The organism is Ruegeria sp. AB11 (assembly GCF_056536325.1).
The window spans coordinates 3,638,275-3,653,792 of sequence record NZ_JBQFJO010000001.1 but is presented as its reverse complement, the minus strand read 5'-3'; the positions used below and the strand labels follow the sequence as shown (position 1 = coordinate 3,653,792).

Here is a 15,518-nt window from a genome sequence, read left to right as displayed (position 1 = left end):
TGTTTGTATCCTATTGCCGAGGCGGTCGGGCCTTGTAAACCGGCAACTGCCAACCGAACAGCAGCGATCCGGCCCGCAGCGACCAGCAGACCAAGGCGCATAGCCCCAATGCCGGCAGGCCGGTTAACCCAAGCTGAGCCGCCAATACCGCTGTCAGGGCACCGGCAAAGGCGCAGGAAACATAAAGCTGACCCTGTTTCAGCACCAGCGGCACTTCATTGCAGACCACATCGCGCATCAGCCCGCCGAGGCAACCGGTGGTCACACCCATCAGCACCACAATGACGCCGGCCTGTCCCAGCGACAGGGCCGCACCCGTTCCTGCAGCCACCGCGATGGACAGGGCAAAACTGTCCAGCCAAATCAGCCAATTATACCGGCTTTCAACCAGATGTGCAGTGAAGAACACCAGCACTGCGGCGCCGCAGGCAATCAGGATATAGTCGGGTTGCCCGACCCAAAACACGGGATGTCGATCCAGCAGCAGGTCGCGCACCGTGCCGCCGCCCACCGCTGTCAGGCAGGCGATGAAGGCAAACCCCACCAGATCCAGCTGCGCCCGGCTGGCGACCAAGGCCCCGGTCAGCGCAAAGACCAGAACCGAGGCATAATCCAGCAGGGCAAGCCCGCTCACGCCTGCGCCTTTTTGGGCTTAAACGGTGCCATGCCCGCGCGCGCCAGTTCATCCGCGCGCTCATTCTCGGGGTGGCCTGCGTGGCCCTTGACCCATTCCCAAGTCACCTGATGCCGCTCTTGCGCCTCATCCAGCCGCTGCCACAGATCGACATTCTTGACTGGCTTCTTGTTCGAGGTCTTCCAGCCGTTTCGCTTCCAACCGAAAATCCAGCCGGTGACGCCGTTTTTTACATAGGCGCTGTCGGTGACGATTGTGATCACAGATGCTCGCTCTAGCGTTTCCAGCGCGCTGATCGCAGCCAACAGTTCCATCCGGTTATTGGTGGTCTCGGCCTCTCCGCCATTCAATTCGCGCTCTTTCAGAACGGTATCACCATCCATCGCGCGTAGCAGCACGCCCCAGCCACCGGGGCCGGGATTGCCGGAACAGGCGCCATCGGTATAGGCAAACAAATCAGGCATGGGCAAACACCAGAATGAACCCGTCATAGGACCCGGCGAGACCTTTGCCGATCCCCTGCACGGTGCGGTCGATGGTGAACCCGGCCGTGGTCAGAGCCTCTTCTATCTCGGGCTGAGTATAATAGGTATAATAGCGGTTAATATCGTCGCGATGCTCACCCGTTCCAAGCTTCATGCCCAGAAACAACTGACCGCCGGATTTCAGTGCCTTGTGGATCGCGCTTAGATGACGCGGGAAATCGGATCGGGGCGCGTGCAGTAGCGAAAAGCTGGCATAAACACCGTCATATTCCTTGGCTTCGGTGATGTCATCGAAAGTGCCCAGATAGGCATCGACGCCATTGTCGCGTGCGTGTTCGACAAAGGCCGGCGTGGCATCCAGCGCCCGCACCTTTAGCCCTTGGCGCATCAAAAACGCGCTGTCCGATCCGGGCCCCGAGCCCAGATCCAATACATATCCGCCCGCCTCGACCGCATCCGCAAAGGCCTGTCGGGCCTCAAGCTGTTCGGGGGGCAGGGGGATTTTCAGATAATCGGCGACCCGCGCAGTGTAGGCGTCAATCGTGCGTTTGTCCTGAGTCATGCAGGCACCCGCAGAACACGCGGCACTTTGAACTCTACGTTTTCTGTCGCGGTTTCGACTAGCTCGACCGTCACGTCATAATGGTCGCGGAAGGCTTCGATAACCTCGTTCACCAATACTTCGGGGGCCGAGGCCCCTGCAGTAACCGCAACGCTCGCGATACCCTCCAGCGCCCGCCAATCGATCTCAGTCGCGCGTTGGACAAGCTGTGCATAGTTGCAGCCCGCACGTGAGGCGACCTCGACCAGACGGCGCGAGTTTGACGAATTCGGCGCTCCGACCACCAGCAGCGCATCGGATTTCGGCGCAACCGCTTTTACCGCTTCCTGCCGGTTGGTGGTTGCATAGCAGATATCTTCTTTATGCGGCCCAACGATGGCGGGGAACCGGGCTTCTAACGCTGCAATGATATCCTTTGTGTCATCCACCGACAGAGTGGTTTGGGTGACAAAAGCCAGTTTATCGGGATCCCGCACAGCAACCTGCGACACGTCCTCAACCGTTTCAACCAGCAGCACCTCGCCTTCAGGCAGTTGTCCCATGGTGCCGATGGTTTCGGGGTGGCCTTTGTGACCGATCATGATCATCTGAAGCCCGGCATCAGCGTGGCGCTGCGCCTCGACATGCACCTTAGACACTAGCGGACAGGTGGCGTCGACATAGATCATCTCGCGCTGGGCGGCAGTGGCAGGTACGGATTTTGGTACACCGTGGGCGGAAAATATCACCGGGCGGTCGTTTGGACATTCGTCCAGTTCTTCGACGAACACCGCACCCTTGGCGCGCAGCCCATCTACAACGAATTTGTTATGCACGATCTCGTGACGCACATAGACCGGCGCGCCCCATTTCTGCAGAGCCATTTCAACGATCTTGATTGCCCGATCCACTCCGGCGCAAAACCCGCGTGGGGCGGCAAGATACAATATCAGTGGTGGCTTGGTCATGGGCGGTCTCCTTGCCTGAGACAACTAGGTCTTTTCATTGCCATGGTCCAGACAGCAGCACGTCATTTACCTGTCATGAATCGCTGTTAGCAAAGGGGTGTTTTTAGCACCTATCCCTTTAAAAGTAGCGCGGCCAGGGCTTTTAGCCCTGGCCGTACATGTCATCGCCCCACATGGTGAGTGGGTAATCGGGCTTGGTGTTACTGACCGCCCGCAGCGACGACGCTGCGCGGTTCGAGCGGCATCTCGCGCGGAGGTCTTCCGATCACGTCGCGCAGGTCCTCCAGCTCGATAAAGTTGTCGGCCTGACGGCGCAGCTCGTCCGAAATCATCGGTGGCTGGCTGCGAATGGTCGAGACAACCGAAACGCGCACGCCCTGACGCTGCAGGCTGGCAATCAGCGGGCGGAAATCCCCATCGCCCGAGAACAGCACGATATGATCTACACGTGGTGCCAATTCCATGGCATCAACGGTCAACTCGATGTCCATGTTTCCTTTGACTTTCCGACGCCCCATGCTGTCGGTGTATTCTTTGGCCGGTTTGGTGACCATGGTGAAGCCGTTGTAATGCAGCCAGTCCACCAAAGGTCTAATCGGCGAATACTCGTCATTTTCCAGTAGCGCTGTGTAGTAGAAAGCTCTAAGCAGTTTGCCTCTGCGCATGAATTCTTGGCGCAGCAACTTGTAGTCGATGTCAAACCCCAGTGCTTTGGCGGCTGCATAAAGATTCGAGCCGTCGATGAACAGCGCTAGCCGTTCGTCCTTGTAAAACATAAAATGGTCCTTCCGGTATAAGCCACCGCACCGTGAGCTCCGTGAGTGAAAATGAATTGGTCAGTGCAATGGTGCCTCTAAAATAGGCCTTTTTGCCTACATCGCAAGCATTCTCTGTTCCGAATATGGGGTTAGAAGTGGACAAATCTTTGTCAAAAGCGGTCATTGCCCTTGGTGCAAATCTCAGTCTGAGAGGTAATGGGCCCAAGGTGACGCTTGAGCAATCATTGGTCGCAATGGCTGAGGCTGGCTTGGTGATTCGCGCAAAAAGTCGGTTTTTTGCCACACCCTGCTTTCCTGCGGGGGCCGGGCCAGACTACGTTAATGCGGCGGTTTCGATTGAAACGGATCAGAGCCCGCACGAGGTTCTGGCGCTGCTGCACCGTATCGAACATGATTTCGAGCGCGCCCGCGAACAGCGTTGGGGGATGCGCACGCTGGACCTTGATCTGGTCTGTTGGGACGATTTGGTGCTACCGGATGATGTGGAATATCACCGCTGGCTGACCCTTCCGCATGAAGAACAGGCCATATCCGCTCCGGAACACTTGATCCTGCCGCATCCACGTCTGCAGGACCGCGCATTTGTGTTGGTGCCGATGGCAGATGTTGCCCCCGATTGGCGCCATCCAGTACTGGACAGGACAGTCACACAGATGGTTGCCGCACTGCCACGCGAGGACGTGGCAGAGGTTAAGTCTCTGTGATCCTCGCATTTGCGGCATTTCCTGCTTGTCAAGGCGGGGATTCGCGCTTAGATAAACCCCTTCCTGCCACGGATTCATTTACGGAGAGCGCCCCATGGCCCGCGTTACGGTCGAAGATTGTGTAGACAAGGTCCCGAACCGGTTCGAACTGGTGATGCTTGCAGCCCACCGGGCGCGCGAGATTTCCGCCGGTGGCCCGATCACCGTTGATCGCGACAACGACAAGAACCCCGTTGTCTCGCTGCGCGAAATTGCCGATGAAACTCAAAGCGCTGATGAGCTGCGCGAGCGTCTGATTGAGGCCAACCAAACCCAGATCGAAGTTGATGAGCCCGAAGAAGATCAGATGGCTCTGCTGATGGGTGCGGAATCCGACAAGCCTGCGGATGACGACATGTCCGAAGAAAAGCTCCTGCGCGCGTTGATGGAGGCTCAGGGCCAGGGGTAAGCCCCAACGACAAAGGTGCGGACCGGATGATTTCAGCAGAAGACCTGATTGCGCTGGTCCGCAATTACAACCCCAAGACAAATGCCGAGCGCATCGAAAGGGCCTATGAATTTGGCCTTCAGATGCATGAAGGGCAGTTCCGCCACTCGGGCGAACCCTATTTCTCTCATCCCGTTGCCGTTGCCGCCATCCTGACCGAACAGCGTCTGGATGATGCGACCATCATAACGGCCCTGCTGCACGACACGATCGAAGACACCAAGGCCAGCTATGGCAAGGTTTCCGAACTGTTCGGCGATGAGGTCGCCAAGCTGGTCGATGGCGTCACCAAGCTGACCAACCTGCAGCTCTCAAGCCGCGAAACCAAACAAGCCGAGAATTTCCGCAAACTGTTCATGGCCATGTCCAAGGACCTGAGGGTCATACTGGTCAAGCTCGCCGACCGTCTGCACAATATGCGCACCATCAAGGCGATGCGCCCCGAAAAGCAGGTGCAAAAAGCGCGCGAGACGATGGATATCTACGCACCGCTTGCGGGTCGCATGGGGATGCAATGGATGCGCGAGGAACTGGAAGATCTCGCCTTTCGTGTCCTGAATCCCGAAGGCCGCCAGTCGATCATCCGCCGCTTCATCACCTTGCAGCGTGAAACCGGCGACGTGATCCACCGCATCACCGGCGACATGCGGCACGAGCTGGAAAAAGCCGGGATCGAGGCCGAAGTCTTTGGCCGTGCCAAGAAACCCTATTCGATCTGGCGCAAGATGCAGGAGAAAGACCAAGGCTTCTCGCGCCTGTCCGACATCTATGGGTTCCGTATCATTACCGGGTCTGAGGAAGACTGCTATCGCACCCTCGGCGCGATCCACCAGCGTTGGCGCGCGGTGCCGGGACGGTTCAAGGACTATATCAGCCAGCCGAAATCGAACGGTTATCGCTCGATCCACACGACTGTGTCCGGGCGCGACGGTAAACGGGTCGAGGTTCAGATCCGCACCCGTCAGATGCACGACGTGGCCGAAACTGGCGTGGCGGCACACTGGTCCTATCGCGATGGTGTCCGGTCCGAGAACCCCTTTGCCGTGGATCCGGCAAAGTGGATTGCAAACCTGACCGAACAGTTCGACAGCGAGGATGATCACGAAGATTTCCTCGAAGCGGTCAAGCTCGAAATGTATTCGGATCAGGTGTTCTGTTTCACCCCTAAGGGCGACGTGGTGAAACTGCCGCGCGGGGCAACACCGATCGATTTTGCTTATGCGATCCACACCCGTATCGGCCATGCCTGTGTTGGGGCCAAGGTGGATGGAATTCGTGTGCCGCTCTGGACCCGGCTCAAGAACGGACAATCGGTGGATATCATCACCGCCGATGGCCAGAGCCCACAGGTCACATGGCTTGAGATCGCAGTCACCGGCAAAGCCCGCACCTCGATCCGCCGCGCCTTGCGTGAGGTTGATCGGGAACGCTTCATCAAGCTGGGTAAAGAACTGGCTCGCGCAGGGTTTGAAAACGTCGGCCGCAAGGCCACCGACAAGGCATTGGATACCGCTGCAAAACACCTGCGATTGAAAGACCGACACGAATTGTTGGCCCGTCTGGGCAGCGCCGAACTGACCGCCCATGAGGTAGTCGAGGCTGTATATCCCGAGCTCACCAAGGACGATGGCGACGCCATCTCGCCCCGCCGCGCTGTGATCGGGCTTGAACCCGGCCAGAAATTCGACCGTGCGCCTTGTTGCCAGCCATTGCCGGGTGAACGCATCGTTGGCATCACATATCGCGGCAGGGGCGTTGAGGTACATGCCATCGACTGCGACCGACTGACCGAATTCGAAAATGAACCCGAGCGCTGGGTCGATCTGCACTGGCATGCGGGCACGCACCCGGCTGTCTATGGAGCGACGCTTGATCTGACTATCGGTAACGATGCCGGGGTACTGGGGCGTATTTGCACATTGATCGGAGAGAAAAAGGCCAATATTTCGAACCTCGAATTCGTCGACCGCAAACCTGATTTTTACCGCCTGATGATCAACGTCGAACTGCGCGATCTTGAACAATTGCACTCGCTGATGCTGATGCTTGAGGCGGAAAGCGATGTTGCCGCGGTCGAACGGTATCGGGAAAGCAAGAAAATCGCCGTCGCGGCTGGCTGAGAAGGGGTGATCACGAGTGGTTTTCAAGCGCCGAGATCGCCGCTCGCCTGTCCAAGTCGCGTCAGAGTTTGTCTATCCGCGCGGTGGTTGGACCCGTGCCTTTCACTATGTCAAACATCGGGTGCGCCGCCTGCCTGACACCCCTGAACGCATCGCGCGTGGCATCGGGGCAGGGGTGTTTGCCTCGTTTACACCATTTTATGGTTTGCATTTTCTCGTCGCCGCTGTGCTGGCTCGATTGCTCAATGGCAACATATTGGCTGCCCTCAGCGGAACATTCTTCGGCAATCCTCTGACCTACGTGCCGATTGGGGTGGTGAGCTTGCAAACCGGACATTTCCTGTTGGGTACCCGATATCGTGAGCACGACACGCACGGGTTGATGGGGAAATTCGCCGATGCGATGGGTGATCTCAAAGACAATTGCATTGCGATGTTCACCGGTCGCGAAGCTGACTGGCATGGGCTCAGCCGCTTCTATGACGATGTGTTCTTTCCTTACATGGTTGGCGGTGTCATTCCGGGTATTGTGGCCGGTGTTGTCTGCGGCTATCTCAGCCTGCCGCTGATCCGCACATACCAGCAGCGCCGCCGCTCCCGGATCAAAGCAAAGTTTGAACAAATCAAGCGTTTGGCACAGGCAGAGGCTGACGTTTCAGTGACAAACCCACTAGGCTCGTCTTCAGGGACAATGAAGGATTCGAAAGATGTCTGACAACCGTTTGCGTCTGGGCGTGAATATCGACCACGTAGCCACCGTGCGGAATGCGCGCGGCGGGGCCTATCCCGACCCACTACGCGCCGCCCGGATCGCGGAAGAGGCCGGGGCCGATGGCATCACAGCACATCTGCGAGAAGATCGCCGCCACATCTCGGATGCCGATATCGACGGGTTGATGGATATCTTGTCGGTACCGCTGAACTTCGAGATGGCCGCGACGGACGAGATGCAGAAAATCGCCCTGCGCCATAAGCCACACGCTGTCTGCATCGTTCCCGAAAAGCGCGAGGAACGTACAACCGAAGGCGGGCTCGAAGTTGCGCGCGAGGAAAACAAGCTGGCCCATTTCATTGCCCCCTTGCGCGATGCTGGTTGCCGCGTGTCGATTTTCATCGCCGCAGATCAGCGCCAGATCGACGCCGCCCATCGCATCGGGGCCGAGGTGATCGAGCTGCACACCGGCGCCTATTGCGATTTCCATGCCGAGGGCAAACCGGACGAATCCGCGCGCGAGCTCGAAGCCCTGCGCGAAATGTCCGCCTATGCCCATTCACTAGGCCTGGAGGTCCACGCAGGCCACGGCCTGACCTATGAAACCGTGCAACCCGTCGCCGCCTTCCCTGAAGTGCGCGAGCTGAATATTGGCCACTTCCTGATCGGCGAGTCCATCTTCCGCGGCCTTACACCAGCGGTCCACGAAATGCGCCGCCTGATGGACGAGGCGCGGGCATGATCACCCCTGCTTTTGTGGCGATCTGGATTGCCTGGCTGATGGCCGGGGGCTCTCCGGGCCCTGCCACGATGGGCATCGCGGGTACTGCGATGAATGAGGGCCGCACCGCCGGTCTGACCTTTGCGCTGGGTATCTGTGCGGGTTCTGCTGCGTGGGGGATTGCCGCAGCTTTGGGGTTGTCTGCGATCATGCTGGCCAATGTCTGGGTGTTTGAGGTGATCCGCTATATCGGCGTCGCTTATCTGGGCTGGCTGGCGTTCAAGGCCCTGCGCCGCGCGCTGTCCTCGGATGAGGTTGCTTTGGGCAACCCGGTCACCGGCACTCTGTCCACCATCTTCGCCAAAGGGGCGGCGATCCACTTGACCAATCCAAAGGCGATCCTGAGCTGGGGCTCGATCTACGCCATCGTCGCGCCCAACGATGCCGGCCTTGCTATGCTGCTGGGCTATTTCGCCATGCTCTATGCAGGGTCGCTGCTGATCTTCATCGGCTACGCCTTTCTGTTTTCGTCTGCTCGCATGGTCAACGCCTATCGCAGTGCCCGCCGCTGGTTTGATTTCGCCTTCGCGGGCTTCTTTGGCGTCGCCAGCTACAAGATCCTCACGGTGCGCTTGTCATGATCTCTGGGGTGCAAGGATGATCCGACATTGCGTGATGCTGCGCCTCAGGCCCGATCATGACGCGGTAGAGCTTGCCGCCGTGATGGGCGGGCTGAGCGCGGTCGCAGAGCGCATGCCGGGCTGCGGGGGCTTCTTTCATGGCCCTAACCGCGACTTTGAGGCGAAATCTCCAAGCTATCTCTACGGCTTCACGCTGGATTTCGCGGCTGAGGCTGACCTGCAGCGCTACGCCAGTGACGAAACTCACCAGCAGCTGGGCGCTCGGCTTGTCGCTTTGTGCGTGGACGGGGCCGAGGGCGTCTTGGTGTTCGATCTGGAAATGCCTGACGCGGCTGACCAATAGGAGACGAGGGACTGTCATGAAAGCAATCACCTATCGCGGATTTGGCGCTGCGTCGGACGTCCTAGAATTGGTCGACCTGCCAACACCCGATCCCGGCCCCGGTGAAATTCTGGTCCGGGTCCACGCCAGCGGCATCAACCCCTCAGACGTCAAGCTGCGCAGCGGCGCGCGACCGGGTGCGGTGATGCAATACCCGATGATTGTCCCCCATTCGGACGGGGCCGGAGTGATTGAGGCCGTGGGCGAAGGGGTCGACCCCGCGCGCGTCGGCGAACGTGTCTGGATCTGGAACGGCCAATGGCAACGCGCGTTTGGCACCGGGGCCGAATATATCACGCTGCCCTCCGATCAAGCCGTTTACTTGCCCGAGACCACCAGCTTCGCCGAAGGCGCCTGTTTCGGCATCCCCGCCATGACCGCATGGTATGCGCTTTATTGTGACGGCCCCATCACCGACAAAACCGTGCTTGTCACCGGCGGTGCGGGCACGGTCGGGCGCTATGCCTGTCAGATGGCTGCGCTCGGCGGCGCGCGGGTGATCACCACCGTCAGTTCCGACGATAAGGCCGCCCATTCCGGCGCCCCCGAATGGATCAACTACCGCACGCAAGACGTGGCCAAGGCAGTGATGGACATGACCAACGGCGCTGGTGTAGACCGCATCGTCGAGGTCGATTTCGCCGCCAACCAGCCCGCTTCCCTTTCGATGATCCGCCCCGGCGGGACCATCGCCAGCTATGCCTCGGCCTCACAAATGAAGCCCGAACTGGATTTCTACGGCTTCATGTTCAAGAACATCCGCCTGCATATGCTGATCGTCTACCAACTCGACGCCGCCGCCCGCGGTCGCGGCGAAGCGCATTTAGGCCAGTGGTTGGAGCAAGGCGCACTGTCCCACGCCGTAGTCCCCGGTGGAGGTCTCAGCGAGGCCGCAAAAGCACACGCTATGGTCGAGGCCGGTCAAAAGCTCGGTACTGTGGTGCTGGAGGTTTGACATGATCCTCGGAATCGGAACCGACCTCGCCAATATCGACCGCATTCAGGGCACGCTGGACCGGTTCGGCGACCGGTTCCGTAATCGTGTCTTCACCGAGACCGAACAGCGCAAAGCCGAACGCCGTCATGACACCGCCGGCACCTACGCCAAACGCTGGGCCGCGAAAGAGGCGTGCTCGAAAGCCTTGGGCACCGGTCTACGCATGGGCATCGCGTGGAAGGACATGGCGGTGACCAACCTGCGCACAGGCCAACCCGTCATGCATGTCACCGGCTGGGCCGCCGAGCGCCTGAAAGAACTAACCCCCGAAGGGCACGAGGCGATCATTCACGTCACCCTGACCGATGATCACCCCTGGGCGCAGGCCTTTGTGGTGATCGAGGCTCGCCCGCTTCAAGAAGCGCCCGCGCAGCCTTGACTTGCCCCCACCTGACACGCATGTAGCACCCCAACCACGCATAGACTGGAGAGAGCAGTATGGCCGAGGAAGCCAAATCCGGAAACGCCGTTTGGGAGACGATCAAAACCATCGTCTACGCCCTGCTGATCGCGGGCGTTTTCCGCACGCTTTTCTTTCAGCCGTTCTGGATTCCCTCCGGTTCGATGAAGCAGACGTTGCTGATCGGAGACTTCCTCTTCGTCAACAAGATGGCTTACGGATACTCCTACGCTTCCTGCCCCAGCCTGATCATCCCCAGCGTCGGTCTGAACATCGATGCCGAAGATATCTGTGGCTGGATGCAGGGCGATGAAAACACTCGCATTCTGGGCGGTGAGCCTGAGCGGGGTGATGTCATCGTCTTCCGCCATCCCATCACTGGCCGTGACTATATCAAACGCCTGATCGGCTTGCCGGGCGACCGCATCCAAATTCGTCAGGGCCAGATCATTCTGAATGACACGCCGGTGCCTCAGCAACCTGACGGCGTTTTCACCGAGATCGCCGAACCGCAGGGCCCGCAAGGTCTGCGCCCGCGCTGTGAAAACGGCCCCGTGGGTATTGGTGGTTTGTGCGAAAAGTCTCGCCTGATCGAAACCCTGCCGAACGGCGTCTCCTATGATGTGCTGAATATCGGTAGTCAGGGTTCGGACAACACGGGCATCTACATTGTGCCTGAAGGCCACTATTTCTTCATGGGCGACAACCGCGACAACTCGGCTGACAGCCGCCTGCCGCAATCCGCGGGCGGCGTGGGTTTTGTACCTTTCGAAAACCTAATTGGCCGTGCCGACCGGATCATGTTCTCCTCCGCTGGTCGGTCCATGCTTTTCTTCTGGACTTGGCGCGGTGATCGTTTCTTCAAGGCGGTCAATTGAAGCTATCGGCCGAGATAAAGGCGTTCCAGAAACGCTTGGGGTATGAGTTTTCCAACCCCGAACTGTTGGTGCGCGCGCTGACCCATGGTTCAGTGTCTTCCGCCACACGCCCCGACAATCAGCGCCTCGAATTTCTTGGCGACCGTGTGTTGGGCCTAGTCATGGCCACAGCACTGCTTGAGGCGGACAGAAAAGCCTCCGAAGGCCAGCTGGCCCCCCGGTTCAATGCACTCGTGCGCAAAGAGGCCTGTGCTGACGTGGCCCGCCAGATCGATCTGGGGGCAGTCCTGAAATTGGGCCGGTCCGAGATGCTCTCCGGGGGCCGTCGCAAACAGGCCCTTCTGGGCGACGCGATGGAGGCGGTCATAGCTGCCATCTATCGCGACGCAGGGTTCGAGGCCGCCCGAGACGTGATCCTCGCCCTCTGGGGCGACCGCATCCACAAGGTCGAGGCTGACGCGCGCGACGCCAAAACCTCGTTGCAGGAATGGGCGCAGGCCCGCGGTCAGAAGCCGCCAGCTTACGTCGAAGTCAAACGCACTGGCCCCGACCACGCCCCGATCTTCACCATCGCCGCGCGACTGCAGGACGGGACCGAGGCACAAGCTACCGCTGGCTCCAAACGGCAGGCAGAACAGGCAGCGGCAAAGGCTCTGTTGGAACATTTGTCTTGATCCTCTGCGCGGCCAGATCATGAAGTTCAGACCCGCCCAGAAAGCGGATGCTGCCAGCCTCGCGGCCCTGTCGATTGAGGTCTGGGTCGGAACCTACCTAAAGCGCGGCGTGAATTCCTTCTTTGCCGAATTCGCACTGTCCGAGTTCACGACCGCGCGGTTCGAAGCCTTGTTGCAGGACGGCCAAGACCTTTTGATGGTCTCTGAAAACGAAGAGGGGATCGACGGATACATTCAGTTGGCGGAAAATCGCATTGCACCTGTGGACGGGCTTTCCGATCTTGAGATCGTGACGTTTTATGTGCAGCCCCGCCATCATGGTAAAGGCATCGGCTCATCGCTGCTGGACATCGCGATCGACTACAGCCATGAAAAAGGGCGTCAGTCAATTTGGCTGACGACCAATTTTGAGAACACGACCGCAATCGATTTCTATCTAGCCAAAGGGTTTGAACAAGTCGGTGTCACAGATTTCCGGATCGGGGACCAAGCTTACCCGAACCATGTACTGGTATTGAACACTTCGCCTTAAGATCAAACTACCCGAATAAATCCTGTCAGCCCGGTTTTCTGATGTTCGATCACATGGCAATGAAACGCCCAATCGCCCGGATTATCCGCGACCAACGCAATCTCGACCACCTCATCTTTCAGCAGCAACATCGTGTCGGTCATCAGTGGAGGCAGTTGGCGCAGGTTCGACTTGATTGGCACAAAGACCAGCCCATGCAGATGGATCGGATGCAGGTTGGGGGATTCATTACGCAGCCGCAGAACATAGCTTTTGCCCATCTCCAAAGTTGCCAAAGGCGCCACATCCTGCGCCGCATCTCCCGGCCATCGCTTGCGGTTGATTGACCAGAAATTATAGCCCAGCGAGCCACAAAAGCCGTTATTGGGCTCTCCGCCTTCCGGCGTCCATCCGAAAACAAACTCGTGCAGCTCGGCCTTGTTCAGATCGGGCCGTGCAACGGGGTTTTTGGCCAGCGGTTTCAGCTCACGCATATCCCGGGCCACAGACGCGCCAACTGCCTGCAACCCGACCATGGACCGCAGCGGCTGACCGGGCAGCTTCGCCATCAGGTTCACGGTCTGCCCTTCATCTTCGGGCATCTTCACCGCGAAATCGACACGCTGGCCTGGGCCAAGCAGTAACGGCTCCGCAACGCTGGGCAGAGGCACGTCAATGTCCACCGGATGCCCGTCCCATGCGATAATCCGGGCCTCGGCATGGTCGAGGTTCAGTTTGTAAATCCGGGTCGTATCGGTGTTGACCACGCGCAACCGAACCAGACCTCCGGCGGGGTGATCATAAACCGGCGCCTGCAACCAATTTGCAGTATGCACATTGCCAAATGTCCCCGCCCGAGCCGCTCCGCGCGGCGTATAAGCGGGCAGAAACGCGCCCGCCTCATCCAGCCGGAAATCGCGCAGGTTGATCACCTGCTCGCCGTCAAACCCCGGGTCCTCGGCCTCGGCGATCACCATGACCCCGGTCAACCCGTGCGCCATCTGCTCCATCGTCATACAATGAGGGTGGTACCAATAGGTGCCCGCGTCCGGGGGTACGAATTTATAGCCGAAATGATCACCTTCGCCCATTGGCATCTGCGTCAGATAAGGCACCCCGTCCATCCCGTTGGGAATACGCAAGCCATGCCAATGCATCGCCGTATAGTCGGACAGCGTGTTGCGCACCGGCAGCCGCATTACCTCGCCCTGACGGCCATACAGAACGGGTGGAGGCGCGTCGGGCGACAGGCTGACCATTCCGTGCGTCACCTGATCACATAGCGCAAAACTTGCGGGTTGGATCACCAACTCTTGCGGGTTTGACGCCAACGCGAACTGACTCAGTCCCAATGCACCTGCAGCAGCCCCGCTGCCCAATAGAAACTCCCGACGTTTCACATCTCGCCTCTCTGAAAGGATGATCGCCTGGCTGGGATTGGCGTGGCGCATTGCTTTGGTGCCACCCCTGACGCATGACCGCAATGCGACAAATCCCTCTGGCCCAGAGATGCGTTCTGCTATAGGGGTGCGCACTTGCAAACAGGATCGCAACACACATGACCACACGCGCCGGATTTATCGCCCTGATCGGAGAGCCCAACGCAGGCAAATCCACCCTTCTGAACCGCATGGTCGGGGCCAAGGTCTCGATAGTGACGCATAAGGTGCAGACCACCCGCGCACGCATTCGCGGCGTGGCGATGGAGGGTGATGCGCAACTGGTCTTTGTGGACACACCGGGCCTTTTCAAACCCCGCCGCCGGCTCGACCGCGCCATGGTCGCCGCAGCCTGGGGCGGGGCGGCAGATGCCGACGTGGTCGTCCTGATGGTCGAGGCGCATCGCGGCATCACCGAAGGGGTCGAACGCATCCTCGAAGGTCTGGAAGAGATCGGGCAGGGCCGCACCATCGCTCTCGCGATCAACAAGATCGACAAAGTACCCTCCGAGAAATTGCTGGCGCTCACCAGTGATTTGAACGCCCGCTTTCCCTTTGCCGAGACTTTCATGATCTCGGCTGAGAAAGGCCACGGTGTTGACGATCTGCGCAAGTGGCTGGCCTCGAAGCTGCCCGAAGGCCCGTGGCTCTACCCCGAAGACCAGATCGCTGATTTGCCCCTGCGCATGATCGCCGCTGAGATGACGCGCGAGAAGCTGACCCTGCGCCTGCATCAGGAACTGCCCTATCAGCTGACTGTCGAGACCGAGAACTGGGAAGAGCGTAAGGACGGCTCGGCCAAGATTGATCAGGTCATCTATGTCATGCGCGACGGTCACAAAGGCATTGTGCTGGGCAAACGCGGTGAGACGATCAAGGCTGTCAGTCAGGCCGCACGGGCGGAACTAGAAGAATTCCTCGACCGAAAGATCCACCTGTTCCTACAGGTGAAGGTCCGGCCCAACTGGCTGGAAGAATCCGAGCGTTATTCGGAAATGGGTCTGGATTTCAAAGACGGTAACGGATGACCCGACTGACGGCGGAATTCTGGGTGCATGCCTATCTGGCGCGGCTGCGATTCCAGGAAATACCAGCCTTTGTCGTGGCCCATGGTGACGACACCGCCGGCGCGGTGCTGATCAAGCTGAATACGCTTGACGGGCAGGCCACCGCATTTCAGCGCAGTTTTGATCTGATGAGCGGTGAGCGTAAATGGGTGGAACTCTCTTCCGGCCCCGAGGGCGAGGTGGACAACGCCATCACCCGCCAACGCAGTTTTGACCCTGATCTCTGGGTAATCGAGGTTGAAGACCGGCAAGGCAGGCACTTACTGGGTGAAGAAGGTTTGGATTAGCGCGCCCAGCAATTGATCTTGGATGCCCGGCACAAAGCGACTATTTTGCTCTGAAACAGGCTGAACGAACGACCCGCCTATCGGGTGCCGC

20 protein-coding genes are annotated in these 15,518 nt (G+C 59.1%); 14 read left to right on the top strand and 6 right to left on the bottom strand.

All coding sequences use genetic code 11. From position 1 onward, the window contains the following. Nucleotides 1–10: 10 nt before the first annotated feature. From ACR3EJ_RS18245 to ACR3EJ_RS18225, 5 genes are all read right to left on the bottom strand, one after another. Entirely contained in the window at nt 11–634 is a 624-nt protein-coding gene (locus ACR3EJ_RS18245; RefSeq protein ID WP_170475820.1) for a trimeric intracellular cation channel family protein, read from the bottom strand. Then, on the bottom strand, nt 631–1,098 hold the full coding sequence (gene rnhA, locus ACR3EJ_RS18240; protein ID WP_170475822.1) for a ribonuclease HI: 468 nt from the start codon (nt 1,096–1,098) through the stop codon (nt 631–633). The genes ACR3EJ_RS18245 and rnhA overlap by 4 nt, the downstream gene beginning before the upstream one ends. Beyond that, a complete protein-coding gene (locus ACR3EJ_RS18235; protein ID WP_170543045.1) occupies nt 1,091–1,681 on the bottom strand; it encodes a class I SAM-dependent methyltransferase in 591 nt (196 codons plus the stop codon). Before ACR3EJ_RS18235 ends, rnhA begins: the two co-directional genes overlap by 8 nt. Then, nucleotides 1,678–2,628: a 4-hydroxy-3-methylbut-2-enyl diphosphate reductase gene (gene ispH / locus ACR3EJ_RS18230; RefSeq protein WP_170475826.1), complete on the bottom strand. Its 951-nt coding sequence runs from the start codon at nt 2,626–2,628 to the stop codon at nt 1,678–1,680. The genes ACR3EJ_RS18235 and ispH overlap by 4 nt, the downstream gene beginning before the upstream one ends. Nucleotides 2,629–2,828: 200 nt before the next feature. Next, a complete protein-coding gene (locus ACR3EJ_RS18225; RefSeq protein WP_170543047.1) occupies nt 2,829–3,404 on the bottom strand; it encodes a LabA-like NYN domain-containing protein in 576 nt (191 codons plus the stop codon). A gap of 125 nt (nt 3,405–3,529) precedes the next feature. Between ACR3EJ_RS18225 and folK the strand changes: the two genes are divergently transcribed. The 12 genes from folK (at nt 3,530) to ACR3EJ_RS18165 (ending at nt 12,655) form a co-directional block, all read left to right on the top strand. Continuing rightward, nucleotides 3,530–4,111: a 2-amino-4-hydroxy-6-hydroxymethyldihydropteridine diphosphokinase gene (folK, locus tag ACR3EJ_RS18220; protein WP_170543320.1), complete on the top strand. Its 582-nt coding sequence runs from the start codon at nt 3,530–3,532 to the stop codon at nt 4,109–4,111. 94 nt (nt 4,112–4,205) lie between these two features. Beyond that, nucleotides 4,206–4,559 (top strand): DNA-directed RNA polymerase subunit omega, encoded by a 354-nt coding sequence (gene rpoZ / locus ACR3EJ_RS18215; protein ID WP_010437681.1) that lies wholly within the window; start codon nt 4,206–4,208, stop codon nt 4,557–4,559. 26 nt (nt 4,560–4,585) lie between these two features. Then, the gene (locus ACR3EJ_RS18210; protein WP_170543049.1) at nt 4,586–6,718 is read left to right on the top strand and encodes a RelA/SpoT family protein; all 2,133 of its coding nucleotides are present in this window, start codon (nt 4,586–4,588) and stop codon (nt 6,716–6,718) included. 16 nt (nt 6,719–6,734) lie between these two features. Next, nucleotides 6,735–7,433, top strand: coding sequence for a DUF2062 domain-containing protein (locus ACR3EJ_RS18205; RefSeq protein WP_010437684.1), 699 nt, complete (start codon nt 6,735–6,737; stop codon nt 7,431–7,433). Next, nucleotides 7,426–8,172: a pyridoxine 5'-phosphate synthase gene (locus tag ACR3EJ_RS18200; RefSeq protein WP_170543051.1), complete on the top strand. Its 747-nt coding sequence runs from the start codon at nt 7,426–7,428 to the stop codon at nt 8,170–8,172. The genes ACR3EJ_RS18205 and ACR3EJ_RS18200 overlap by 8 nt, the downstream gene beginning before the upstream one ends. Continuing rightward, nucleotides 8,169–8,792 (top strand): LysE family translocator, encoded by a 624-nt coding sequence (locus tag ACR3EJ_RS18195; RefSeq protein ID WP_170543053.1) that lies wholly within the window; start codon nt 8,169–8,171, stop codon nt 8,790–8,792. Before ACR3EJ_RS18200 ends, ACR3EJ_RS18195 begins: the two co-directional genes overlap by 4 nt. 16 nt (nt 8,793–8,808) lie before the next feature. Beyond that, a complete protein-coding gene (locus ACR3EJ_RS18190) occupies nt 8,809–9,135 on the top strand; it encodes a Dabb family protein (RefSeq protein WP_170543055.1) in 327 nt (108 codons plus the stop codon). A gap of 16 nt (nt 9,136–9,151) precedes the next feature. Beyond that, nucleotides 9,152–10,129: an NADPH:quinone reductase gene (locus tag ACR3EJ_RS18185; RefSeq protein ID WP_170543057.1), complete on the top strand. Its 978-nt coding sequence runs from the start codon at nt 9,152–9,154 to the stop codon at nt 10,127–10,129. 1 nt (nt 10,130) lies between these two features. Beyond that, nucleotides 10,131–10,550, top strand: coding sequence for a holo-ACP synthase (gene acpS, locus ACR3EJ_RS18180; RefSeq protein ID WP_170543059.1), 420 nt, complete (start codon nt 10,131–10,133; stop codon nt 10,548–10,550). Nucleotides 10,551–10,609: 59 nt separating this feature from the next. Then, nucleotides 10,610–11,449, top strand: a complete 840-nt coding sequence (lepB, locus tag ACR3EJ_RS18175; protein ID WP_170543061.1) for a signal peptidase I — start codon at nt 10,610–10,612, stop codon at nt 11,447–11,449. Next, entirely contained in the window at nt 11,446–12,123 is a 678-nt protein-coding gene (rnc, locus tag ACR3EJ_RS18170; protein ID WP_170543063.1) for a ribonuclease III, read from the top strand. The genes lepB and rnc overlap by 4 nt, the downstream gene beginning before the upstream one ends. Nucleotides 12,124–12,142: 19 nt before the next feature. Then, nucleotides 12,143–12,655 (top strand): GNAT family N-acetyltransferase, encoded by a 513-nt coding sequence (locus tag ACR3EJ_RS18165; RefSeq protein WP_170543065.1) that lies wholly within the window; start codon nt 12,143–12,145, stop codon nt 12,653–12,655. A gap of 2 nt (nt 12,656–12,657) precedes the next feature. Here ACR3EJ_RS18165 and ACR3EJ_RS18160 read toward each other — a convergent pair whose 3' ends face one another. Next, the gene (locus tag ACR3EJ_RS18160) at nt 12,658–14,034 is read right to left on the bottom strand and encodes a multicopper oxidase family protein (protein ID WP_170543322.1); all 1,377 of its coding nucleotides are present in this window, start codon (nt 14,032–14,034) and stop codon (nt 12,658–12,660) included. 158 nt (nt 14,035–14,192) lie between these two features. On the opposite strand from ACR3EJ_RS18160, the gene era reads away from it, so the two are divergent. Together era and ACR3EJ_RS18150 are read left to right on the top strand one after the other, a co-directional pair. Next, entirely contained in the window at nt 14,193–15,101 is a 909-nt protein-coding gene (gene era, locus ACR3EJ_RS18155; protein ID WP_170543067.1) for a GTPase Era, read from the top strand. Beyond that, nucleotides 15,098–15,427 carry a DUF1491 family protein gene (locus tag ACR3EJ_RS18150; RefSeq protein WP_010437702.1) on the top strand — a complete coding sequence of 110 codons (330 nt, stop codon included), beginning with the start codon at nt 15,098–15,100 and terminating at the stop codon, nt 15,425–15,427. Before era ends, ACR3EJ_RS18150 begins: the two co-directional genes overlap by 4 nt. Nucleotides 15,428–15,518: the final 91 nt, after the last annotated feature.

What these genes read in the sequence shown, in the direction of transcription:
- rnhA (WP_170475822.1), bottom strand. Translation starts at nt 1,098, where the DNA reads ATGCCTGATTTGTTTGCCTATACCGATGGCGCCTGTTCCGGCAATCCC.
- ACR3EJ_RS18235 (WP_170543045.1), bottom strand. Translation starts at nt 1,681, where the DNA reads ATGACTCAGGACAAACGCACGATTGACGCCTACACTGCGCGGGTCGCC.
- ispH (WP_170475826.1), bottom strand. Translation starts at nt 2,628, where the DNA reads ATGACCAAGCCACCACTGATATTGTATCTTGCCGCCCCACGCGGGTTT.
- ACR3EJ_RS18225 (WP_170543047.1), bottom strand. Translation starts at nt 3,404, where the DNA reads ATGTTTTACAAGGACGAACGGCTAGCGCTGTTCATCGACGGCTCGAAT.
- folK (WP_170543320.1), top strand. Translation starts at nt 3,530, where the DNA reads ATGGGGTTAGAAGTGGACAAATCTTTGTCAAAAGCGGTCATTGCCCTT.
- rpoZ (WP_010437681.1), top strand. Translation starts at nt 4,206, where the DNA reads ATGGCCCGCGTTACGGTCGAAGATTGTGTAGACAAGGTCCCGAACCGG.
- ACR3EJ_RS18210 (WP_170543049.1), top strand. Translation starts at nt 4,586, where the DNA reads ATGATTTCAGCAGAAGACCTGATTGCGCTGGTCCGCAATTACAACCCC.
- ACR3EJ_RS18200 (WP_170543051.1), top strand. Translation starts at nt 7,426, where the DNA reads ATGTCTGACAACCGTTTGCGTCTGGGCGTGAATATCGACCACGTAGCC.
- ACR3EJ_RS18195 (WP_170543053.1), top strand. Translation starts at nt 8,169, where the DNA reads ATGATCACCCCTGCTTTTGTGGCGATCTGGATTGCCTGGCTGATGGCC.
- ACR3EJ_RS18190 (WP_170543055.1), top strand. Translation starts at nt 8,809, where the DNA reads ATGATCCGACATTGCGTGATGCTGCGCCTCAGGCCCGATCATGACGCG.
- ACR3EJ_RS18185 (WP_170543057.1), top strand. Translation starts at nt 9,152, where the DNA reads ATGAAAGCAATCACCTATCGCGGATTTGGCGCTGCGTCGGACGTCCTA.
- acpS (WP_170543059.1), top strand. Translation starts at nt 10,131, where the DNA reads ATGATCCTCGGAATCGGAACCGACCTCGCCAATATCGACCGCATTCAG.
- lepB (WP_170543061.1), top strand. Translation starts at nt 10,610, where the DNA reads ATGGCCGAGGAAGCCAAATCCGGAAACGCCGTTTGGGAGACGATCAAA.
- ACR3EJ_RS18165 (WP_170543065.1), top strand. Translation starts at nt 12,143, where the DNA reads ATGAAGTTCAGACCCGCCCAGAAAGCGGATGCTGCCAGCCTCGCGGCC.
- era (WP_170543067.1), top strand. Translation starts at nt 14,193, where the DNA reads ATGACCACACGCGCCGGATTTATCGCCCTGATCGGAGAGCCCAACGCA.
- ACR3EJ_RS18150 (WP_010437702.1), top strand. Translation starts at nt 15,098, where the DNA reads ATGACCCGACTGACGGCGGAATTCTGGGTGCATGCCTATCTGGCGCGG.